The 20,264-nt window shown below is 64.5% G+C and carries 19 protein-coding genes; 6 read left to right on the top strand and 13 right to left on the bottom strand.

Translation table 11 applies throughout. The features are described 5' to 3' along the window. Nucleotides 1-44: 44 nt before the first annotated feature. The 6 genes from AC5RUO_RS01280 to AC5RUO_RS01255 are packed head-to-tail and all read right to left on the bottom strand — an operon-like array spanning nucleotide 45 to nucleotide 4,444. Entirely contained in the window at nucleotides 45-245 is a 201-nt protein-coding gene (locus AC5RUO_RS01280; RefSeq protein ID WP_494102574.1) for a tautomerase family protein, read from the bottom strand. Nucleotides 246-254: 9 nt separating this feature from the next. Then, nucleotides 255-1,736: an aldehyde dehydrogenase gene (locus tag AC5RUO_RS01275; RefSeq protein WP_494102573.1), complete on the bottom strand. Its 1,482-nt coding sequence runs from the start codon at nucleotides 1,734-1,736 to the stop codon at nucleotides 255-257. Beyond that, nucleotides 1,733-2,473 carry an alpha/beta fold hydrolase gene (locus AC5RUO_RS01270; protein ID WP_494102572.1) on the bottom strand — a complete coding sequence of 247 codons (741 nt, stop codon included), beginning with the start codon at nucleotides 2,471-2,473 and terminating at the stop codon, nucleotides 1,733-1,735. Before AC5RUO_RS01270 ends, AC5RUO_RS01275 begins: the two co-directional genes overlap by 4 nt. Next, nucleotides 2,470-3,021 carry an amino acid synthesis family protein gene (locus AC5RUO_RS01265; protein ID WP_494051839.1) on the bottom strand — a complete coding sequence of 184 codons (552 nt, stop codon included), beginning with the start codon at nucleotides 3,019-3,021 and terminating at the stop codon, nucleotides 2,470-2,472. Before AC5RUO_RS01265 ends, AC5RUO_RS01270 begins: the two co-directional genes overlap by 4 nt. Continuing rightward, nucleotides 3,018-3,683 (bottom strand): amino acid synthesis family protein, encoded by a 666-nt coding sequence (locus tag AC5RUO_RS01260; RefSeq protein WP_494102571.1) that lies wholly within the window; start codon nucleotides 3,681-3,683, stop codon nucleotides 3,018-3,020. Before AC5RUO_RS01260 ends, AC5RUO_RS01265 begins: the two co-directional genes overlap by 4 nt. A gap of 53 nt (nucleotides 3,684-3,736) precedes the next feature. After that, entirely contained in the window at nucleotides 3,737-4,444 is a 708-nt protein-coding gene (locus AC5RUO_RS01255; protein ID WP_494102570.1) for a GntR family transcriptional regulator, read from the bottom strand. Nucleotides 4,445-4,561: 117 nt separating this feature from the next. Between AC5RUO_RS01255 and AC5RUO_RS01250 the strand changes: the two genes are divergently transcribed. The 3 genes from AC5RUO_RS01250 (at nucleotide 4,562) to AC5RUO_RS01240 (ending at nucleotide 8,906) form a co-directional block, all read left to right on the top strand. Then, complete coding sequence (locus AC5RUO_RS01250) at nucleotides 4,562-5,512, top strand: flavin reductase (protein WP_494009597.1); 951 nt, start codon at nucleotides 4,562-4,564, stop codon at nucleotides 5,510-5,512. A gap of 117 nt (nucleotides 5,513-5,629) precedes the next feature. Next, nucleotides 5,630-7,303 (top strand): BCCT family transporter, encoded by a 1,674-nt coding sequence (locus AC5RUO_RS01245; RefSeq protein ID WP_494102569.1) that lies wholly within the window; start codon nucleotides 5,630-5,632, stop codon nucleotides 7,301-7,303. An 82-nt stretch (nucleotides 7,304-7,385) separates the two neighbouring features. Beyond that, nucleotides 7,386-8,906, top strand: coding sequence for an NAD-dependent succinate-semialdehyde dehydrogenase (locus tag AC5RUO_RS01240; protein ID WP_494102568.1), 1,521 nt, complete (start codon nucleotides 7,386-7,388; stop codon nucleotides 8,904-8,906). A gap of 35 nt (nucleotides 8,907-8,941) precedes the next feature. On the opposite strand, the gene AC5RUO_RS01235 is transcribed toward AC5RUO_RS01240, so the two are convergent. The 7 genes from AC5RUO_RS01235 to AC5RUO_RS01205 are packed head-to-tail and all read right to left on the bottom strand — an operon-like array spanning nucleotide 8,942 to nucleotide 17,208. Next, nucleotides 8,942-9,991, bottom strand: a complete 1,050-nt coding sequence (locus tag AC5RUO_RS01235; protein WP_494102567.1) for an NAD(P)-dependent alcohol dehydrogenase — start codon at nucleotides 9,989-9,991, stop codon at nucleotides 8,942-8,944. A gap of 11 nt (nucleotides 9,992-10,002) precedes the next feature. After that, a complete protein-coding gene (locus tag AC5RUO_RS01230; RefSeq protein ID WP_494102566.1) occupies nucleotides 10,003-11,511 on the bottom strand; it encodes a CoA-acylating methylmalonate-semialdehyde dehydrogenase in 1,509 nt (502 codons plus the stop codon). A gap of 33 nt (nucleotides 11,512-11,544) precedes the next feature. Continuing rightward, nucleotides 11,545-12,528: a D-2-hydroxyacid dehydrogenase gene (locus AC5RUO_RS01225; RefSeq protein WP_494102565.1), complete on the bottom strand. Its 984-nt coding sequence runs from the start codon at nucleotides 12,526-12,528 to the stop codon at nucleotides 11,545-11,547. After that, nucleotides 12,525-13,646 (bottom strand): tartrate dehydrogenase, encoded by a 1,122-nt coding sequence (locus tag AC5RUO_RS01220; protein WP_494102564.1) that lies wholly within the window; start codon nucleotides 13,644-13,646, stop codon nucleotides 12,525-12,527. Before AC5RUO_RS01220 ends, AC5RUO_RS01225 begins: the two co-directional genes overlap by 4 nt. After that, complete coding sequence (locus tag AC5RUO_RS01215; RefSeq protein WP_494102563.1) at nucleotides 13,643-15,193, bottom strand: aldehyde dehydrogenase family protein; 1,551 nt, start codon at nucleotides 15,191-15,193, stop codon at nucleotides 13,643-13,645. Before AC5RUO_RS01215 ends, AC5RUO_RS01220 begins: the two co-directional genes overlap by 4 nt. A gap of 35 nt (nucleotides 15,194-15,228) precedes the next feature. Further along, a complete protein-coding gene (locus tag AC5RUO_RS01210) occupies nucleotides 15,229-16,506 on the bottom strand; it encodes an NAD(P)/FAD-dependent oxidoreductase (protein WP_494102562.1) in 1,278 nt (425 codons plus the stop codon). Between the two features lie 27 nt (nucleotides 16,507-16,533). Continuing rightward, nucleotides 16,534-17,208: a haloacid dehalogenase type II gene (locus AC5RUO_RS01205; RefSeq protein WP_494009606.1), complete on the bottom strand. Its 675-nt coding sequence runs from the start codon at nucleotides 17,206-17,208 to the stop codon at nucleotides 16,534-16,536. 414 nt (nucleotides 17,209-17,622) lie between these two features. Between AC5RUO_RS01205 and AC5RUO_RS01200 the strand changes: the two genes are divergently transcribed. Genes AC5RUO_RS01200 through AC5RUO_RS01190 form a run of 3 tightly spaced genes read left to right on the top strand, consistent with a single transcriptional unit; the run spans nucleotide 17,623 to nucleotide 20,263 of the window. Further along, the gene (locus tag AC5RUO_RS01200; protein WP_494009607.1) at nucleotides 17,623-18,552 is read left to right on the top strand and encodes an ABC transporter substrate-binding protein; all 930 of its coding nucleotides are present in this window, start codon (nucleotides 17,623-17,625) and stop codon (nucleotides 18,550-18,552) included. Between the two features lie 50 nt (nucleotides 18,553-18,602). Then, nucleotides 18,603-19,499, top strand: coding sequence for an amino acid ABC transporter permease (locus AC5RUO_RS01195; RefSeq protein WP_494009608.1), 897 nt, complete (start codon nucleotides 18,603-18,605; stop codon nucleotides 19,497-19,499). Further along, nucleotides 19,496-20,263: an amino acid ABC transporter ATP-binding protein gene (locus tag AC5RUO_RS01190; protein WP_494102561.1), complete on the top strand. Its 768-nt coding sequence runs from the start codon at nucleotides 19,496-19,498 to the stop codon at nucleotides 20,261-20,263. Before AC5RUO_RS01195 ends, AC5RUO_RS01190 begins: the two co-directional genes overlap by 4 nt. Nucleotide 20,264 lies beyond the last annotated feature (1 nt).

The following is a 20,264-nucleotide window of genomic DNA, read 5'->3' as shown; positions in this document are numbered from 1 at the left end:
GCTCCTTGTGATGTGTGGCGTTCGCGGTGACGGCTGGCTGCTGCTTAGCGGTTTGCCGCGTTGCGTTCGGCGATGGTCTGGTTGCCGCGGGACCAGTGTTCGTGCTCGATTTCGCGGACGATGACGGTGGTGTTTTCCGGCACCGCTCCCACTGAGGTTTCGGCTGCCCTGTGCAGCTCGGCGATGAGCGAGCGGAGCTGCTCGGGGGTCCGGCCGCGGGCGATGGAGACTTCGATAAGTGGCATTGGGGTTCCTTAGCTGCGCAGGACGAACGGGTCAGACACCGGGCCTTCGTCGGTGTTGATCCAGACGCTCTTGAGCCGGGTGTATTCATGCATGGACTCGAGGCCGTGCTCGATGCCTACGCCTGAGTTTTTGAAACCCTGGCGCGGTGACATCGGGGACATGGCACGGTAGGTGTTGACCCACACCGTGCCGGCCTCAAGACGGCGGGCCATCCGGTGGGCGCGGGCCAGGTTCTGGGTCCAGACGCCTGCGGCCAGCCCGTACTCGGTGTCGTTGGCCAGGCCAACCACCTCGTCTTCGGAGTCGAACGGCATGATCGCGGCGACCGGCCCGAAGATCTCTTCCCGGACAACCCGCATGGAGTTGTCGACGTCGGTCAGGACGGTGGGTGAGAAGAAGTAGCCCGGGAGGCCGATCTCCGGGCGGTGTCCGCCGGTGCGGACCGTGGCGCCTTCCTTGACGCCGATGTCCACGTAGGAGCTGACCTTGTCCAGCTGGGCGCCGAAAGCCAGGGGGCCCAGCTCGGTCTCTGCCAGCCGCGGGTCACCGATGATGATCGATGCCGCCCGCTCCGCCACGCGTTCGACGAGTTCGTCATAGATGCTGCGGTGCGCGAAGACCCGGCTGCCGGCGATGCAGGTCTGCCCTGCGGCGGCGAAGATCCCGGCGATGACGCCCATCGCGGCGTTGGACACGTCCGCGTCGTCGAACACGATGTTGGGGCTCTTGCCGCCGAGCTCCAGGGTGGAGCCGATGAACCGTGACGCGGTTTCCGCAGCGATGCGGGCTCCGGTCTGCGTGGATCCCGTGAAGGAGATCTTGGCGAGGTCGCGGTGGCTGACCAGTGCGGCTCCCGCCTCCTGGCCGAACCCGGTGACAACGTTGACCACGCCGTCCGTGAAACCGGCCTGGGAGGCCAGCTCGGCCACGCGGAGGATGGTCCGGGACGTGTACTCGCTGGGCTTGATGACCACGGTGTTGCCGGCGGCCAGTGCCGGGGCGAGCTTCGACGTCGTCAGCGTCAGCGGGGAATTCCACGGCGTGATCGCCCCGACGACACCCAGCGGCTCCCGCTGGGTGTAGTTGAGCATGGTGACCGAGTTGGTGGGGATCTGGCTGCCCTGGACCTTGTCGGCGAGCCCGGCGTAGTAGTAGAGGTACTCTGGCAGGCCGGCGAGCTGGCCGCGCATCTCGCGCAGGAGCTTGCCGTTGTCCAGCGTTTCAAGTTCGGCGAGCTCTTCTGCGTGCTCGCCGATCAGGTCGCCGAGGCGGCGCAGGAGGTGCCCGCGTTTGGTGGCCGTGAGACCGCGCCAGAGCGGGGACTCGAAAGCGGTCTTGGCGGCCGCGACGGCGCGCCGGACGTCCTCTTCAGTTCCGCGGGCGGCCTCGTAGAGGACCTCCAGGGTTGCGGGGTTGGTGCTTGCGAAGTATTCGCCGCCGGCCGGGGCAGTCCAGGTACCACCGATGAAGTGGTCGAGTCGAAGCGTCATGCCCGTTCTCCTTCGGATTCTTGGATGAAGTCGTTGATGGCTCCGGCCAGGACATCGGCGTCCTGGACGGGCAGCATGTGCCGGGCGCCCGGCACAATGAGGCTTTTTGCGCCTGGAATTGCCTCTGCCAGGCGCCTTGTCATGTCCGGTGTTGATCCGGGGTCCAGTTCGCCCGTGACGGCCAGGGTAGGGACGGTGATGTTGCCGAGTTCCGGGCCGATCACCGCATCTCCAGTGGCGAAGACGCGGTAGGCGTGGACGAAGGAGCCGACGTCGTTTGCCTGCAAGGTGCGGCGGGTTGCCTCCACCAGGTCCGTGGGGACGGAAGTGCCGGTGTACCAGCGGTCGATGGAGGCCTCGACGGTCGCCGGGAAGTCCTGCTCCGCAGAGGCGAGCCTGGCCAGGACCGCCCGGGCTTCAGGTTCTGTCCGGCGGCAGACCGAGTTCACACACGTGAGGGTTTCCACCCGCTCCGGGTTGAACCGGGCGATGTACTGGGCGATCAGCGCCCCGAGGGAGAATCCCACCAGGTGGCTCTTCTCGGGAAGGCGGGTCAGCACGTCCCTGGCGAGTCCGGCGAGCGAGGTTTCATGCTGCAGTGCCGGCTGCTGCCCGTGGCCGGGCAGATCGAGGGCGACCGAGTTCCGCTTGAGGGCGTCCCGGATGGGCTCCCACATGGTGGAGTCAAGGCCAACGCCGTGCAGGAGAGCTACGGGCGTTTCGGGCATGGGGCTCATTGCTCCGTGGACAAGGGTGCCAGGCGCTCCTGCGGCCTGCCCTGGGCGGACGCGGCCAGGGCGATGAGGATTTCCCCGGCGTGGGGAGCATCGGCAATCCTGACCTCCACGCTCTGGTGGTGGGACCGGATGGTCGCGTCCGTGATGTGCTTCATCGGGATGTCGAAGACTGTCCCTGCGGGGGCGCGCTTTTCGACGGCGGGAAGCAGCGTGGTGGCTGAGGCTGCTTTGCGGTAGTGGTCACCGAACTTAAGGGTGTGGATCAGCGCCGAACCGTGCTCGATCTCCCCCTCGATGCCCACGATGGCGGCCTTTCCGTAGGCCTCGACGGGTGCACCGAGCGCTTCGATGACTTTGGGGGTCAGGAGAGCGCCGAGGTCCGAGGCGGTGGCGTCAATGCCCTCGGTCAGGTCCTCCACGAAGCCCTGCCCGGCCCACGGGTTCTCCAGGACCGCGACGGCGATGGCCACCCGCGCTCCGGGCTCTACGGGACGGCCGCCTTCGGTCAGGATCTCTTCGGACAGGGTGACGATTTTGCGGATGTTCATTGCAGGATTCCTTCGAGGATCTGGGCGGTTACAGGCTGGTCAGTTGTGCGGTCGCCGATGCGTGGGTGCGGCCGCGAACCCGTTGACGCCGCTGCAACCACAACAATTTCGTTGGGATGCGGGGCGTCATTCAGGCTCAGCGTGATGGTTTGGTAGTGGCTGCGGGTTGAGGCTGCTTCCTTGTGCCACATGGGGACGGCGATGGAAATTCCCGGTTCTGCCCGGTCATCCGAGAAGGACAGGATTGACGTGCCCTCGAGGAACTCCCGGACGAGGTTGCCAAAGTACGGTGTATGGATCAGTGCCGCGGCGTGCTCAACCTCGCCCTTCAGCCCCACCACAGCGGACTTTCCGAAGGCCTCGATTTCTCCGGCACCGCCCAGGGCGGCGGTGAGGCGGTCGGTGAGGATCTTTGCCAGCACGGGGGCGATGCGTTCGGTTTCCGGCGCCAGGTCGGTGGAGACAGCCGAGCCAATCCAGGGGTTGCGGATGACGGCTGCTGCGGCGGCCCTCGTGACGCTGGCGGGCAGTGCGCCGGAACCATCCCGGAGGACTTCTTCGGTCAGGACGGTGATTTTGCGGACACCCACTGCGCGCGCAAGATCATCGACGTGGGACGCAGGGTTGTTTCCCTCAGCGACGGGGGTAGTTGTTTCGGGCACGGTTCAACCCTTCTTTGGGTAATTAGCGACAGTCATGGGGTTCCTTTCGGTGGCTAAGCTTCGTTTTCAGAACCGGCGACGGTGCCGGTATCTGCGCCGCGCGCCGCGGCCAGGCTAGAGGCGTTGACGTGGCCGCGCATGGCGAGCTCGGCACCTACAGGGTCCTTCTCCAGGAGTGAATCCACGACGGACTGGTGTTCGCGGATGGACGCCCGCATGCGCGCGGGACGCTCCACGGTTTCGAGGACAATCCGGTGGTAGGCGAGCTGATTCATGAGCCGCCCGTAGTGCTCCACAAGCTTGGAGTTGTCCGAGCCCCTGACGATGGTCCAGTGGAACTCGTGGACCAGTTCCGCGTACCGGGCAGTGTCAGCCCTTCGTTCGGCCCGCTCTGACTCTTCGATGTTGCGTTTCAGGATGTCCATCTCCGGAACGGGTCCCCGCCGGGCGAGGAGGCTGGCGGCCAGGCCCTCGAGGCTTTCCTTCAACTGGAAGAGTTCCACAATTTCGCGCCGCGTGGGGATCCGTACGAAGGTCCCCACCTTGGGCCTGATTTCTACTAGGCCCTCGTTTTCCAGCTGCTTGAGGGCTTCCCGCACCGGGGTACGGCTTACCTCGAATTCCTCTGCCAGGAAAAGCTCCGGTAGTGGCGCGCCGGGAGGGTATTCACCGCTTAGCACCAGCTTCCGCAGCTTGGCCAGGAGGCTGCTCTGGTTTCCGTTCGCCTGCGGGTCTTTCCGCAACTGGGTGGTTTCTTGCATGCATCAAATCTACGTTGCATACAAGAAGGCCGTCAAGAGTTCCCCAAAAGTCGCGGCTCAGTATGAGATTCTGAGCTTCCTATTGACGCAGATCACATGACGTCTTACGGTTGTGGCATGCAACAGACAATCAATGACACCGTGACCGCCGCCTGGACAGCAGCGTGGGACGAAGGGGATGTCACCGCTTTTGACGCCATCGTCACCCCCGATTACCAGCGGGAAAGCGCCGGCACAAAAAAGGTGTCCGGCCTGAAAGAGCTGCAGCAGGAAATCCTCGACGTCCGGGCCGCCTTCCCGGACCTCACCACCCGGATCGAGAAGGTCATCGCCAATGGTGACGACATGGCCATCTTCTGGACCTCCACCGGAACTTTCACCAGCCCGCTGCGGGGAGTGCCGCCCACAGGACGCGTCGTGGAAACCCGTGGCTCCAATGCCCTCACCCTGCGCGACGGCCGGATCGCCTACGAACAGGTGACGTGGGACGCCGTCGAACTCCTTGCCCACGTTGGTATTCCGTCCCTTGGCTCCGCCTTCGAGGAGGAAACCCCGGAAGTAGTCGTCGACAATCTCTCCGGCAACCTCCCGCTGGAGATCATGAAGGGCTTCAACCGGCAGTTCATTACCGGCGTCACCGTGGTGACCACCACCGATGAGGACGGCACGCCGCGAGGCCTTGCCGCCAACTCCTACGCCTCGATCTCCCTTGACCCGCCGCTGGTCCTGGTCTGCGTCCAGAAGACATCGTCCACCTACCCGGCGCTTTTCCAATCGACCCACTTCGGGATCAACATCCTCAGCAACGATCAGCTCGGCACCGTAAAGACCTTCGCCTCGAAGGCCCCGGACAAGTTCGCCGACCTGGAATGGCACGCCGGACCCAACGGTGTCCCCCTGATCGACGGCTCCGCCGCCTCGCTCGAAGCGGAAATCAAGGAACGCTTCCAAGCCAAAACCCACACCATCTTCGTCGGCCGCGTACGGCACGCCGAAGTGGCCGACGTCGACCCCATGATTTACAAAGCCGGTCACTTCTTCGACGGCGCACGCCTCGAGGAACTCTAATCCACCGTCAAGCGGGCCGGCCCGGCGCCCCCCAGTCCCCCGGGCCGGCCCGCCATCACTTCCATTCGTGAAGGCCCCCACTTCATCCCACTGCAGCGTTGCAATCTGGAGCCCCCCATGAGCCACACCAAAAATGCCGAAGACCTGATGGACACCACAGCCTCCGGCGATACCCGCAATCCCCTCAACTCCCCCAATGCCAGCGAAACTGCTATGGAAACGGCAGACCGCCTGCGGAACAGGCCTGGAGCCGTCTTCTGGGCCTCCATTGGACTCATCGGGGCCTTCACCATCTGGGCATCGGTATCACCGGAGAGCCTGAGCGGCGTCATGACCACCGCCATGGACTGGGTGGCACAGAGCGTCGGGTGGAGCTACCTGGTTGTCACCTTGGGATGCATTGGCCTCCTGGTCTACATCGGCACCAGCCGGTTCGGCCGGATCCGCCTCGGCGCCCAGGACGCCAAGCCGGAGTTCAGCACCTGGGCCTGGCTGGCCATGATCCTCTCCGCCGTCATGGGAATCGGCCTCATCAGCTACGGCGTCGCCGAACCCATTTCCCACTTCGCCTCACCGCCCCACGGCCTGGCCGAGGCCGGGACGATGGAAGCCGCCGTCCGGGCCATGCAGTTCTCCTACTTCGACTGGGGCCCGCACGCCTGGGCAGTATTCGGTGTCTTCGGCCTCGCCATCGCCTACTCCACCCACTGCCGCAACAACGCCGGCCTGGTCTCACCGATGCTCCGCCCGATCTTCGGCAAGCTGGTGGACGGCTGGTTCGGCAAGATGATCGACGTTTTCGCCATCATCGCCACCCTGTTCGGAACCACCACGTCCCTCGGGCTGGGCGCCTCCCAGATCGGCGAAGGAATCGACCGCGTCCTGGGCATCCCCTCGAACCTCGTGGGCCAGATCATCATCATTGCCGTCATCACCGTGCTCTTCACCCTGTCCGCCCTCTCCGGCGTGCACAAGGGCATCAAATACCTGAGCCAGACCACCATGGTCCTCTCCGCAGGTCTGGGACTCTACGTACTGTTCACCGGCCCCACGAACTTCATCTCCAACCTGTTCTTCCGCTCCCTGGGCCAGTACGCCAGCGAATTCTTCGCCGTCAGCCTGCTCACCCCGAGCACTCCCGAAGACGTCCAGTGGATGCAGTGGTGGACCTACTTCATGATGGCCTGGTGGCTTAGCTGGGGTGCCTTCGTGGGCGTCTTCCTGGCCAAGATCTCCAAGGGACGCACCATCCGTGAATTCGTCGCCGGCGTCATGATTGTTCCCAGCGTCGTCTTCTTCGCCTGGTTCACCATCTTCGGCGGCTCCGCCATCAAGTTCGACATGGACAACGGCGGTCAGATCGGCGCAGCGGCCCTCGAGGACGTCAACTCAGCCTTCTTCGCCACCCTCGCCGAACTCCCGCTGTCCGGTGTCACCTCGGTCATCTCGATCTGCCTGGTGGTCATGTACTTCGTCTCCGGTGCTGACGCCAACACCTACGTCCTGAGCATGATGTCCTCCCGCGGAACCCTCAAACCCACCAAGCCCATCCTCACTACATGGGGCTTGCTCACCGGTCTGTGCGCAGTGGTACTGCTCATCGTCGGCGGCCTGGGCGCACTCCAGCAGGCCGCGATGCTATCGGCCCTGCCGTTCACCGTCATCGTCGCCCTGCTCGGCATCGGCCTGGTCATCGAACTCCGAAACGACCCCCGATTCGAGCGGACCCGCGTCCTGACCCAGAGCGACCTCAACAAGCTCCGCACCCCGGAGCCCGAAACACGCAAATAAATCGGCAGGCGGCGGTGGAACCGGGTTCCGCCGCCGCCGTTGCCTGCACTACAGCTTCCAGTTTTCTGTAAGGACTTATTCGATGACAGTTTCTTCCGTGCTTCCCACCGCCCCTTCATCCCCTGCCGTATCGCCGGAGCGTGAGGCCGCACTGCTGGCGTCGGTGCCCACCGGCCTGTTGATCGGCGGGGAGTGGGTGGACGCGTCCGACGGCGGCACATTCGACGTGCACGATCCTGCCACCGGGCAGGTCCTCGCCACCCTCGCTTCCGCCACAAGCGAGGACGCCGTTGCGGCTTTGGACGCGGCCGACGCGGCGCAGGCGTCCTGGGCCCGGACAGCTCCGCGGGCGCGGGCTGAGATCCTGCGCCGGGCCTTTGACCTGGTCACCGAACGCGCCGAGGACTTCGCGCTGCTGATGACGCTGGAGATGGGCAAGCCGCTGGCCGAGGCCCGCGGCGAGGTCACGTACGGGGCGGAGTTCCTGCGCTGGTTCTCCGAGGAAACCGTCCGGGACTACGGCCGCTACCTCACTTCTCCTGAGGGCAAGAACAAGATCCTGGTCCAGCACAAACCTGTCGGCCCCTGCCTGCTCATCACCCCCTGGAACTTCCCGCTCGCTATGGCCACCCGCAAAGTAGCCCCTGCCGTGGCCGCAGGCTGCACGATGGTGTTGAAGCCGGCCAAGCTCACCCCACTGACGGCCCAGTACTTCGCGCAGACCATGCTCGACGCCGGCCTCCCGCCCGGGGTCCTCAATGTTGTTTCATCGTCGTCCGCTTCGGGGATTTCCGGGCCGCTGCTAAAGGACTCCCGCCTGCGGAAGGTCTCCTTCACCGGGTCCACCCCGGTCGGTAAACGGCTGATGGCCGACGCCGCCCAAAACGTCCTGCGCACCTCGATGGAACTCGGCGGGAACGCCCCCTTCATCGTCTTCGAGGACGCCGACCTCGACGCCGCCGTCGAAGGGGCCATGGCCGCGAAAATGCGGAACATGGGCGAAGCCTGCACCGCCGCCAACAGGTTCCTCGTCCACGAATCCGTCGCCGCCGAGTTCACGCGGAAGTTCGCTGCCGCGATGGGCGCCTTGGCCACGGGACGGGGCACCGATCCTGCCAGCCGGGTTGGTCCGCTCATCGACGCCGGCGCCCGCGAGGACGTCCACGCTTTGGTGAGTGCCGCCGTCGACGCCGGAGCCGTCGCTGTCACCGGCGGGGCGCCCGTGGACGGGCCCGGCTACTTCTACCAGCCCACCGTCCTCGCCGACGTCCCCAACGATGCCGCGATCCTGGGCCAGGAAATCTTCGGCCCTGTCGCCCCTGTGACTACCTTCACAACCGAAGACGACGCGATCCGGCTCGCCAACGCCTCCGAATACGGCCTCGCGTCCTACCTCTACAGCAAGGATTTCAACCGTTTGTTGAGGGTGGCCGAACAGATCGAGTTCGGTATGGTCGGGTTCAACGCCGGCGTCATCTCCAACGCCGCCGCACCCTTCGGCGGCGTCAAGCAATCAGGGCTCGGCCGCGAGGGCGGATCAGAAGGAATTGCCGAATACACCACCACCCAATACATCGGCATCGCCGACCCCTACGCGGTGTAGTAAGTCCAACGCGGAATGGCTGGCGCAGGCGGAGATCAAAATGTTTCTGCGTCCACCACGAAGCGGTACCGCACGTCACCGGCGAGGACTCGGCCGTAGGCTTCATTGATCTGGGCCGCCGGGATGACTTCCACCTCGGCGCCCAGTCCTTTGGCGGCACAGTAGTCCAGCATTTCCTGGGTTTGCCGAATCCCGCCCATCTTGGAACCGGCCAGGTTGCGACGGAAGGAAACCAGCGACCAGGCCCGTTGGCTGAGTGGTTTGGACGGCAGACCCACCAGGACCATGGTGCCATCCAATGCAAGCAAGGAGAGGTATGCGTCCAAGTGGATATCCATGGCGGCAGTGTTAATAATCAGGTCGAAAGTGCCTTGGAGATTTTCGAACGTAGCCGGATCTGACGTGGCACACAGCTGGTGCGCACCGAGCCGGAGGGCGTCCTCCTGCTTGCTCAGCGTCCGGCTCAGCACGGTGACCTCAGCACCCATCGCCGCTGCGATCTTGATGCCCATGTGGCCAAGTCCCCCCATGCCAACGATGGCGACCCGTTTCCCCGGTCCTGCGCCCCAGTTGCGCAGCGGCGAGTACATGGTGATGCCGGCGCACAGCAGCGGGGCGGCCTCTTCGAGGCGAATCCCCGCCGGGATGCGCACGACGTAGTTCTCGTCCACCACGATGCTGGTGCTGTACCCGCCTGCAGTGGGGAGGCCGTCACGGCCAATGGAGTTATACGTGCTGGTCGCGCCCTGCAGGCAGTACTGCTCTTCGCCGCCGCGGCAGTTTGTGCACTCGCGGCAGGAGTCGACGAAACAGCCGACGCCCACCCGGTCTCCCACTTTATGGCGCGTTACCTTTGGGCCGATGGCTTCCACTACTCCGGCAATTTCGTGGCCTACCACCACCGGATAGTTGACGGACCAGTCCCCCCGCGCCGTGTGGATGTCGGAATGGCAGATGCCAACGAACTTGATGGCTATCACGACGTCGAAATTTCCCGGAGCCCGGCGTTTCACCGTGCCGGGTACGAGGTCTGACGTTGGCGACGTTGCCAGATACGCCCTGGCAATCGTGGTCGTGGCGTCCATTTCTCCCGCGTTCAGTTGGACGAGAAGTTGTAGGAGGCGCCGGAGGCGTGGTGGGTTTCGGGCCAGCGGGAGGTGATGACCTTGCCGCGGGTGTAGAAGGAGACGCCTTCGGGGCCATAGATGTGCTTGTCGCCGAAGAGGGAGGCTTTCCAGCCGCCGAAGGAGTGGTAGGCCACCGGTACGGGCAGGGGGACGTTGATGCCGATCATGCCGACGGTCACGGAGCGCTGGAACTTCCTGGCAGCGGCGCCGGACGAGGTGAAGATGGCGGTGCCGTTGCCGTAGGGGTTGGCGTTGATCAGCTTGATGCCGTCCTCGAGGGTGTCGACGCGGACCACGACCAGGACGGGCCCAAAGATCTCTTCGGTGTAGGCGGTCATTTCGGTCGTGACGTGGTCGATGACGGTGGGGCCCACCCAGAAGCCGTCCTCGTGACCGGGGACCACCAGGTCGCGGCCGTCCACCACAATGGCCGCACCCGCGGTTTCGGCCTCGGTCACGATCAGAACGATGCGTTCCTTGGACGCCGGGGTGATGACCGGGCCCATTTCGGCGTCGGGGACGGTGCCGTTGTTCACCTTCACGGCCAGGGCACGTTCTTCGACCTTCTTGACCAGCAGGTCCGCGGCGTCACCGACGGCGACAGCGACGGAGATGGCCATGCAGCGTTCACCGGCCGAGCCGAACGCGGCGGCAGCGAGGTGGTCGGCCGCGTTGTCCAGGTCGGCGTCGGGCATCACGATGGCGTGGTTCTTCGCCCCGCCCAGGGCCTGGACGCGCTTGCCGTGCCGGGTGGCGGTCTCGTGGACGTACTGCGCGATCGGGGTGGACCCGACGAAAGAGATGCCGTCCACGTCCGGGTGAGTCAGCAGCCCGTCAACTGTTTCCTTGTCGCCGTGCAGGACCTGGAACACGCCGTCCGGCAAGCCGGCCTGCCTCCAGAGTTTGGCCAGCAGCAGCGACGGGGACGGGTCACGCTCCGAGGGCTTGAGGATGAAGGCGTTGCCGGTGGCGATCGCCATCGGGGCCATCCACAGCGGCACCATGACGGGGAAGTTGAACGGCGTGATGCCCGCGACCACGCCGAGCGGTTCGCGGAAGGAGAACACGTCGATGCCGGTGGACACCTGGTCCGAGTAATCACCCTTGAGCAGGCTGGGGATCCCGCAGGCGTATTCGATGACCTCCAGGCCACGCCCGATTTCGCCCTTGGCATCGGAGATCACCTTGCCGTGCTCGGCAGTGACCAACTGCGCGAGTTCGTCCACGTGCGCGGCGACGAGTTCGCGGAACTTGAACAGCACCGCGGTGCGCTTGGCCAGGGAAATGTCACCCCAGGTGTCGGCGGCCTTGCGGGCTGCGGCGACGGCGGTTTCCAGGTCCTCGCAGTTCGCAAGACGCACCTCCGCGGTCACCTTGCCGGTGGCCGGGTTGAACACCTGGCGGATTTTGTCACCGGAGCCGGCTGCCTCCGTACCTGCGATAAAGTGCGGAATCCTAGGGAGGGCGATCGTTTGCATGGCGGAGTTTCCTTAGAGAGGTGGGCAATACGGTCAGGAGGTTGCGACGAATCCGAGGGTCTTGTCCACCACGTTTTGGAGAGGTTCGCCGTCGCAGTACCGCCTGAGGTTCTCCACGAAGAGTGCGCCGAGATCATCCAGGTAGTCCTCGGTGTCCCCGCTCATGTGCGGCGTGATGATCACGTTCTCCATGTCCCAGAGCGGGTGTCCCTCGGGCAGTGGTTCAGGATGGACAACATCCAATGCGACCCCGGCAATTGATCCGGCGGCCAGAGCATCGACCAGCGCACCGGTCTGGACGATTTCGCCCCGCCCCACGTTGATCAGGCAGGCAGTGGGCTTCATTGCCGCCAGAACCTCCGCGCCCACCAGCCCCCTGGTCTGCTGGGTCAGCGGTGCGGCAAGGACGACGTAGTCGAAACCCTGGACAATCCGGGCCAGCTCGCGGGACGAATGGATGACGTCAAAATCGGCGTCGCCGGGCCGGCTGCTGCGGCCCGCACCGCTGACCTGCATGCCGACGGCGCGGAACAGCGAGGCGATCTCGCGCCCGATGGAGCCCGTACCCACCACCAGGGCCCGCTGCCCCTGGATCTTCCGGCTGGTCCGGTGCTCCCACCGCTGCTCCCGCTGCCGTCTGAAGGAGCCCTGCGAATCCTTGGCCAGGTCCAGCACAAAGCCGAGCGCAAACTCGGCGATTGCCCGGCTCAGCACGCCGCGCGAGTTCGTGTACTGGATCTTGCTGCGCACCAGCTCGTCGAACATCAGCTGGCTCACCCCCGCGGCGGACACATGGACCCACCGCAGCGTTGACGCGGCACCCCAGTTCTCACGCAGCGCCGGGGAGAACGAATGCCACTGGTACAGCACATCGGCGCCGTCCATCGCCCCGGCCAGTGTGTCGGCCTTGGCCAGGCGGACCTCGGCCAGCGCCTCGATCTCAGCAAGCCGCGGCGGCAGGGCCTCACGGTACAGAACTGCGACAACGGGCTTTGCGCCCCCGCCCGCTACGGTCATGAGGACGACGCCGGTGCTGCCGCCGGCCCGCCGGGTACCCGCGCATCGATCGCGTCCAGCGCATGGTAGACGTCGATGGCAGCCAGGACCGCGGCCGTGAACTCGGCGGTGGAAGACGGTCCTCCCACATCCCGGGTACCAAGGCCCTCCCGGAGCACCGACTCGAAGGCGAGCTGCAGGTGCTCGGCAGCCTCCGGATGGCCCAGATGCTGGAGCATCATCGCACCGGACCAGATCTGGCCTACCGGGTTGGCCAGCCCCTTGCCCGCGATGTCCGGCGCCGAGCCGTGGACCGGCTCGAAGAGGGACGGGAAGTCGCCATCCGGATTCAGGTTGGCGCTCGGGGCCAGGCCGATGGACCCGGTAACCGAACTTCCCAAGTCGGAGAGGATGTCGCCCAGCAGGTTTGAGGCAACGATGACATCCAGCGTCCAGGGCTTCAGCACCAGGTGGGCGGCCAGCGCATCCACCAGCTCGCTGACCAGGGTCACGTCCGGGTACAGCCGGGCCGTTTCTTCCACCACTTCATCCCAGAACGGCATGGTGTGGATGATGCCGTTGCTCTTGGTTGCCGAGGTCAGCAGGCCGCGGCGGGACGAGGCGAGCGTGGCCGCGAAATGGGCTGCCCGTGACACACCCTGGCGAGTGAAAATCGTTTCCTGCACAGCGGTCTCATGCGGCTGCCCCCGGTAGACGCGGCCGCCCACCTCGGAATACTCGCCCTCGTTGTTTTCCCGGACGATGAGGATGTCGATCGATTCCTTCGACGCAAGCGGCGACCGCACGCCGTCGAGCGTTTTGACCGGGCGGAGGTTGATGTACTGCTGGAACTCCCGGCGGATGGGAATCAGCAGGCCCCACAGCGACTCCGTGTCCGGAACCTCGGGGGAACCCACGGCGCCCAGGAAAATCGCGTCGTGCCGGGCCAGCTGTTCCAGTCCGTCCACCGGCATCATCCGGCCGTGCCGGAGGTAGTAGTCGGACCCCCAGTCGAAGTACGTGAACTTCAGGTCCAGGGAATGCAGCTCCGCGATCCGTTCCAGGCACTCAATCGCGGCCGGTACAACTTCCTTGCCGATGCCGTCGCCGGCGATCGCCGCAATGCTGTGTGCTGTCATGAAGAAACGCTCCGTTCGGGGGTGGCCACCGGGTGCTGCCGCTGCAGGGGCGCCCCGGCAAGGTTGACGATGGTGTTCTTGGGCTCGGTCATTTCCCGCACAGCGTGCCGGACGCCCTCCCGGCCCACACCGGATTTCTTGAAGCCGCCGAACGGCATGGAATCGATCCGCACGTCACTCGTTTCATTGATGACCACCGAACCCACGTGCAGTTTTTCGGCTATCTGCAGCGCAAGATCGATGGACCGGGTGAAGACGCCGGCCTGCAGCCCGTACTCGGTGGCGTTCGCCGCGAAAACCGCATCCTGCACTTCAATGAACGGCAGGATGGATACCACCGGGCCAAAGACTTCGTCCCGAATCACCCGGCAGGCGGAAGGCACGTCGGCCAGCACTGTCGGTTCGTAGTAGGCCCCGCGCCGCTGCCCGCCTGCATGAACAGCGGCGCCGGACGTCTTGGCTTCCTCCACCCATTCCTCAACCCGCCGGGCCTCAGCCTCCGAAATCAGGGGTCCCACGTCAGTGCCGCGGTCCAGCTTGGGACCGGTCTTCAGTTCCCTGGTGCGCGCGGTGACGAGCTCCAGCACGGTATCGAACAGCGACGTGTGCACGTACACCCGCTGCACCGACAGGCAGTTCTGGCCCGCCACCCCGAAGGCACCGGCCACAATCGCCTCAGCCGCAGCCTGGGCGTCCGCGTCCGCGCACACAATCGTGGCGTTGTTTCCGCCCAGCTCGGAAAGGATCTTCTTCCCGCCCGCTGCCGCGGCGATCCGCTCCGCCGTCACCGGACCGCCCGTGAATGAAATCAGGTCCACGCGGGGATCAGTCACCAGCGCCTCGGAGACGCCAGGACCGGACACGATTGCGGCGATCCGGCCGGACGGGACTCCCGCCTCCAGCAGCAGCTTCACCAGCGCCAGGCCTGTCAGTGGTGTCCGATGTGAGGGTTTGAGGACGACGCCGTTGCCTCCGATGAGCGCCGGGCCCAGCTTGTGTGCCACCAGGTTCAGCGGGTCATTGAAGGGCGTGATTGCCGCAACGATGCCCACCGGCTTCCGGCTGTACCAGCCGATCTTGCCCGCACCGGCCGTGCTGTCCTCAAAGCCCAGGGTCTCCCCTGCCAGTTCCACGGAGGCGGCGGCGGAAAGCCGCAAGGTTTCGGCGGCGCGGCGCACCTCGCGCTCGGCCTCGGTGATGGTCTTGCTGCTCTCCGCCGCAATGATGTTTGCGAACCGCTCCGCCTGCTCCCCAAGGAGCAGCACCGCCTTCTCCAGAGCCTCCCGCCGGGCCCGCAACGGCCAGTCCGCCACCTGGAGATGGCGGTCAATGTGGCCGATGGCGCGCTCCACGTCCTGCGACGTGGAGCTGCACACCCGCCCCAGCAGCACACCGTCCTCGGGATCCCGCACCTCCAGCGTCATTTCGGCGCTTTGCCACTTTCCCTCGAAGAAGGCACCACCCGGAAGGCTGGCGAACTGTGCGCGTTTGAAGGCAGTTTCCTCGGTGTTTTTTGGGCGCGCTTCAGCGACCGGTGTTGATGACATGGGGACCCTTATGTTTGCTGACTGGTGAAGTTGGTCTATTTGACCCGGTCGATGACCTTGGCTGCAGCCCCGATGAAGGGCAGGAACCAGGGCGGACCGAAGTGGCCGGGCACGGGCGGGTTCTTCAGGTCCTCCCAGACGTTGGCCGACTTGTCGCCCGCCATGTAGTGGGCCATCCGCTTGCCCATGTGCGCGGCCATCTGAACCCCATGGCCGCTGTAGCACAGCGAGTAGAACAGCCCGTCGTGGACGCCGGCGTGGACCATCTGGTCCATGGACAGGTCCACCAGGCCGCCCCAGATGTAGTCCACCTTGGCGTTGGAGAGGTAGGGGAACAGTTCGAGCATGGCCTTTCGCAAGATCTCCGCGCTCTTGACGTCCGAGTCCGGGCTGGAGAGGGCAAAGCGTGCCCGTCCGCCGAAGAGGAGCCGGTTGTCCGGGGTGATCCGGAAGTAGTACGTGAGCATCTTGCTGTCCGAGGCTTGGCGCCGGTTCGGCAGGATCCGGTTGACCACGTCTTCGGGCAGCGGCTCGGTGCAGATGACGAAACTGCCCACCGGGATCACTCGGCGCTGCATCCACGGGGTGACGTTGCCGGTGTATCCGCTGGTGGCCACCAGGACCTGCTTGGCCCGGGTGATCCCCCGGGTGGTGTGCACGTCGTGGACGGTCCCGGAGATCCTCTTCAGCTCGGTGACGCCGGCGTTCTCACAGATGTCCGCGCCAGCTGCAACGGCAACCCCTGCCAGCCCGTGGACGAACTTACCCACGTGCAGGCCTGCGCCCATCGGATCCAGCATCGCACCCTGGTAAAAATCGGTGCCGATTTCACTGTGGATCTCGGACTTGGGGATGACCGTGACATGGTGGTCGGCGAGCTTTGCCAGCAGCTCCTGGGACTTCAGAAACCCGTCGTAGTGGGACTTGTGGAACGCCAGCGAGAGCTTACCGAACCGCTTGTAGTCGCAGTCGATCGCATTGTCCTGCACGAGCTTCTCGATGCTGTCGATCGCGTCGTTGTACTCGTTGAACATCTCGACGGCGCGGGCTCCCCCGTAGCGCTTGACTGCGGTGCTGAAACCGATGGCCAACCCGGTAGTCGCCATTCCCCCATTACGGCCGGACGCGCCCCACCCCACGGTGTGGCGTTCAAAGACGGCAACGCTCGCGCCCTGCTTGGCGAATTCCAGGGCCGCGGAGAGGCCGGTGAAGCCGGCTCCAATGATGGCCACATCAACGTTTTCCGGTACCGGTGTGCGCCGGTAGTCTCCGGATGCTTCGGCAGTGTCCAGCCAGTAAGGAATGAGTTTCACGGGGTGACCTTTCGTCGCGTCGTCGGCTTAGAGGCCGAGGTGCTTGTTGATCTCGTCCAGGGACTTGGCAGTGTTGAGGTCGTAGCCCGGGCCAATGGGGTCATAGCCACGGTCTAGCATCCAGAGGTTCCGGAAGCCCATGTCGTGCATCGGGTGCATGTCGTAGCGGGTGTGCGAGGAGACGTGCAGGAAGTCCTCCGGCCTGGCGTTCAGGGTGTCCAGCATGTATTCAAAGGCCTGGTAGCGCGGCTTGTATGCCTGCGCCTGCTCAGCTGTCAACACGGCGTGGAAATCAGCGCCGAGCCTGGGAATGCTGATGTCCAGGAAGCTGTCATCGGCGTTGGACAGTGCCACCAGCTTGTAGTTATCGCCCATCAGCTTCAGCGGAGCCGGCACGTCATCGTGCGCAACCCAGCCGCGTACTGCCTCAGCGAACTCTGCGCCCGCACCGGGAGTCGGCCCAATGCCCCACCGCTTGCACACCCGGTCAAAGGAGTCCTGGAGGATCGCTTCGTAGGGCTTGTAGTCGCCGAGGACTTCGTCGAACCGGTACCCGCGGAACTGCTTCTTGAAGGTGGGCCACTGCTCTTCGGAGATGCGGCCATCGAGCAGGCGACGGGTGGTGGGGTCGATGTCGAAGTTGATGAGTGTGCCGTAGACATCAAACGAGATGTATTTCGGCCGGAAGTTGGTCTCTGCCATGTTCTGTTCCGTTCTTGATCAGGAGGTTGGAGCGGGCATCCCTTGAGGCGGGAAGTTTTGTGACGGACATGCGACCGGGAAAGGACTGGCGCAAGCCGGAAGATCTCCTGCCCGATACGTCGACTGTAGGCGGCCAAATTGTAAATTGTCAACAACTTTTCACGCTCGCGGACTCGCCGCCGATACTCACCCGGCGAGAAAAATTGTTGCTGTGAATTGTTGACAATCTACTTGCGAGGGGGTTGCATTGCAGTAGAGGCCGAAGAGACACGGATCACAAACACGGCCTGAACCGATACTGAAGACGCCGCTCCCCGCATTCCCTTTGCTCCCTTGCACAAGGCGCCAATTCAATTCCAAATCACCGTGGCGACACCGCAGTCCCCCGGCTCAAATCCTAGAAGGAAGACATCCATGAAGACCATTAACAAACTGCAGACCGCAGCCGTAGGGCTCGCCGCTGTACTGGCCCTGAGCGCCTGTGGTGGTGCAGCCGGAGTCAGTTCCACAACGGAAGAGACGAAGTCGCTGACCAACAACACCAGGGATATCTCAGAAGGCGTTCAGCCTGATGCAGCCGCCGTGGCACTGCTGCCGCAGTCCTACAAGGACAAGGGTGAGCTTACAGTTGCCATGGACCTGCATTACCCGCCCACCACTTTCCTCGCCGAGGACAACCAGACCCCGATCGGCCTGAACCCGGACGTAGCCCGGCTCGTTGCGAAGAAGCTTGACCTGAAGCTGAAGTTCGTGGACACGAAGTTCGACACGATCGTCCCGGGCCTGGATGGCGGCCGCTTTGACTTCACCGCCACCACGATGTCGAAGACCGAGGAACGTCTCAAGGTCCTGGACATGATCGATTACTTCAAGGCCGGCAACTCGGTGGCCGTGGCAGCCGGGAACCCGTTGAACCTCACGATGGAGACCCTGTGCGGGAAGAACATCGCCGTGACTCAGGGCTCCACGGGCCAGCTCAAGCGCCTCCCGGCCCTGAGCGAGCAGACCTGCACCTCCAAGGGACAGCCGGAGATCAACGCCGTGACCCTGCCCAACGTCCAGGAGGCCCTGACCCAGCTGCACTCCAAGCGGATCGACGGCGTCCTGTATGACACCACCTCCCTGGGATGGGCACAGAAGCAGCAGCCGGACTCCTTCACCCTCCTTGGGCGGGTCAACGTGGGATCCAGCGACCTGGCCGCCATCGGCCTGAAGAAGGGCTCGGAGCTGACCCCGGCCATGCAGGCAGCAATCCAGTCAGTCCTCGAGACCCCGGAGTACAAGGAGTCCCTGGAGACCTGGGGCCTGGAGTCCGGCGCCATTACCGACGCCAAGCTGAACTAGCGGGGCGCCCCCCAATGGCTACAGCTATCACAAAAGGAAGTGAAGCAACGATGGACAGCATTGATCCGGCCCTGAAGCCACGGCTTCGGCTTCGGACCCGCGCCGAGTATGCCGGGTGGATCTTCAGTATCCTCGTGGGCATCGGGATCCTCTCCTCCGTCCTGACCAACCCCAACTTCAAGTGGCACGTCGTCGCGAAGTACTTCTTTGCCGAGTCGATCCTGCGCGGGCTGATGCTCACCATCTTCCTCACGGTCGCGTCCATGGCCCTGGGCACCCTGCTCGGGCTGGCCCTGGCGATCATGCGCTCCTCGCACGTAAAGCCGGTTTCCATCGCCGCCGGGCTCTACATCACGTTGTTCCGCGGCACCCCGGTGCTGGTGCAGCTGATCTTCTGGTTCAACATCTCCGCCCTGTACCCGGACCTGAGAATCGGTATCCCGTTCACCGACATCGGTACCGCCGTGGACACGAACGCGATCATGGGCCCCATTACCGCAGCCCTGGTCGGCCTGACCCTGAACGAGGCCGCCTACATGGCCGAAATCATCCGCGGCGGTTTCTCCTCTGTCGGTAAAGGCCAGATCGAAGCCGCAGACTCCCTGGGCATGAGCGCCGGCACCAGGATGCGCAAGGTCATCATCCCCCAGGCCATGCCATCGATCATCCCGGCCACCGGCAACCAGGTCATCGGTATGTTCAAGGGAACCTCCCTGGTCAGCGTCCTGGGCGTCGCTGAACTGCTCCAGAGCGCCCAGCTCATCTACGCCCGCACCTACGAAACCATCCCGCTGCTGATCGTCGCCAGCCTCTGGTACCTGGTGATGACCCTGCTGCTGAGCTACCCCCAATCCAAGCTCGAACAGAAATACTCCCGCGCGACCTCCCGGCTTCCCCGCAAAGCCAAGCCGGTCGTGCTCACTGATCCGGAAGGTGCGGCCCGATGAGCTACGACGGCACGATCGTTGCCCAGAAAATCCGAAAGTCCTTCGGACCCAAAACCGTCCTCAAAGACATCAACCTCGAGATCGCCAGCGGTGAAATCTGCTGCATCATCGGGCCCAGCGGCTCCGGCAAATCCACCATCCTGCGCTGCATCAACGGCCTGGAAACCGTCGACTCCGGAGTCCTGAAAGTCAACGGCGAAGACTTCGGCTACTACGAAACGGCTACCGCCTACCACGCCCTGCCGCCCAAGAAGCTCGCCGAGCAGCGCACCAGGGTGGGCATGGTCTTCCAGCAGTTCAACCTCTTCCCGAACATGACCGCGCACGAGAACGTCATGTCCGGTCCCGTCCTGGTCAAGCACGCCGACAAGAAGCAGTCAGCCAAACGGGCCCACGAACTGCTCGCCAGCGTCGGCCTGGCCGGCTTCGGGGACTACAACCCAGCCCAGCTTTCGGGCGGCCAGCAACAACGCGTCGCGATCGCCCGGTCCCTGGCAATGGACCCCGAGATCATGCTCTTCGACGAACCCACCTCCGCCCTGGACCCGGAAAAGGTCGGCGAAGTCCTCGCCGTCATGAAGGACCTCGCCAAAAAGGGCATGACCATGGTGGTCGTCACCCACGAAATGGGCTTCGCCCGCGAAGTGGCTGACTCCCTGATCTTCATGGACGACGGCTACATCATTGAACGCGGCGACGCCCGCGAAGTCCTCTCCAACCCGCAGGAACCCCGCACCCGATCCTTCCTCGAAAAGGTCCTGTAAC

The organism is Arthrobacter sp. Y3221087, from assembly GCF_059089905.1.
The sequence above is the reverse complement of the archived record's forward strand: the minus strand, read 5'-3'. Positions and strand labels throughout refer to the sequence as shown.

What these genes read in the sequence shown, in the direction of transcription:
- AC5RUO_RS01280 (WP_494102574.1), bottom strand. Translation starts at nt 245, where the DNA reads ATGCCACTTATCGAAGTCTCCATCGCCCGCGGCCGGACCCCCGAGCAG.
- AC5RUO_RS01275 (WP_494102573.1), bottom strand. Translation starts at nt 1,736, where the DNA reads ATGACGCTTCGACTCGACCACTTCATCGGTGGTACCTGGACTGCCCCG.
- AC5RUO_RS01270 (WP_494102572.1), bottom strand. Translation starts at nt 2,473, where the DNA reads ATGAGCCCCATGCCCGAAACGCCCGTAGCTCTCCTGCACGGCGTTGGC.
- AC5RUO_RS01265 (WP_494051839.1), bottom strand. Translation starts at nt 3,021, where the DNA reads ATGAACATCCGCAAAATCGTCACCCTGTCCGAAGAGATCCTGACCGAA.
- AC5RUO_RS01255 (WP_494102570.1), bottom strand. Translation starts at nt 4,444, where the DNA reads ATGCAAGAAACCACCCAGTTGCGGAAAGACCCGCAGGCGAACGGAAAC.
- AC5RUO_RS01250 (WP_494009597.1), top strand. Translation starts at nt 4,562, where the DNA reads ATGCAACAGACAATCAATGACACCGTGACCGCCGCCTGGACAGCAGCG.
- AC5RUO_RS01245 (WP_494102569.1), top strand. Translation starts at nt 5,630, where the DNA reads ATGAGCCACACCAAAAATGCCGAAGACCTGATGGACACCACAGCCTCC.
- AC5RUO_RS01240 (WP_494102568.1), top strand. Translation starts at nt 7,386, where the DNA reads ATGACAGTTTCTTCCGTGCTTCCCACCGCCCCTTCATCCCCTGCCGTA.
- AC5RUO_RS01235 (WP_494102567.1), bottom strand. Translation starts at nt 9,991, where the DNA reads ATGGACGCCACGACCACGATTGCCAGGGCGTATCTGGCAACGTCGCCA.
- AC5RUO_RS01230 (WP_494102566.1), bottom strand. Translation starts at nt 11,511, where the DNA reads ATGCAAACGATCGCCCTCCCTAGGATTCCGCACTTTATCGCAGGTACG.
- AC5RUO_RS01225 (WP_494102565.1), bottom strand. Translation starts at nt 12,528, where the DNA reads ATGACCGTAGCGGGCGGGGGCGCAAAGCCCGTTGTCGCAGTTCTGTAC.
- AC5RUO_RS01220 (WP_494102564.1), bottom strand. Translation starts at nt 13,646, where the DNA reads ATGACAGCACACAGCATTGCGGCGATCGCCGGCGACGGCATCGGCAAG.
- AC5RUO_RS01215 (WP_494102563.1), bottom strand. Translation starts at nt 15,193, where the DNA reads ATGTCATCAACACCGGTCGCTGAAGCGCGCCCAAAAAACACCGAGGAA.
- AC5RUO_RS01205 (WP_494009606.1), bottom strand. Translation starts at nt 17,208, where the DNA reads ATGGCAGAGACCAACTTCCGGCCGAAATACATCTCGTTTGATGTCTAC.
- AC5RUO_RS01200 (WP_494009607.1), top strand. Translation starts at nt 17,623, where the DNA reads ATGAAGACCATTAACAAACTGCAGACCGCAGCCGTAGGGCTCGCCGCT.
- AC5RUO_RS01195 (WP_494009608.1), top strand. Translation starts at nt 18,603, where the DNA reads ATGGACAGCATTGATCCGGCCCTGAAGCCACGGCTTCGGCTTCGGACC.
- AC5RUO_RS01190 (WP_494102561.1), top strand. Translation starts at nt 19,496, where the DNA reads ATGAGCTACGACGGCACGATCGTTGCCCAGAAAATCCGAAAGTCCTTC.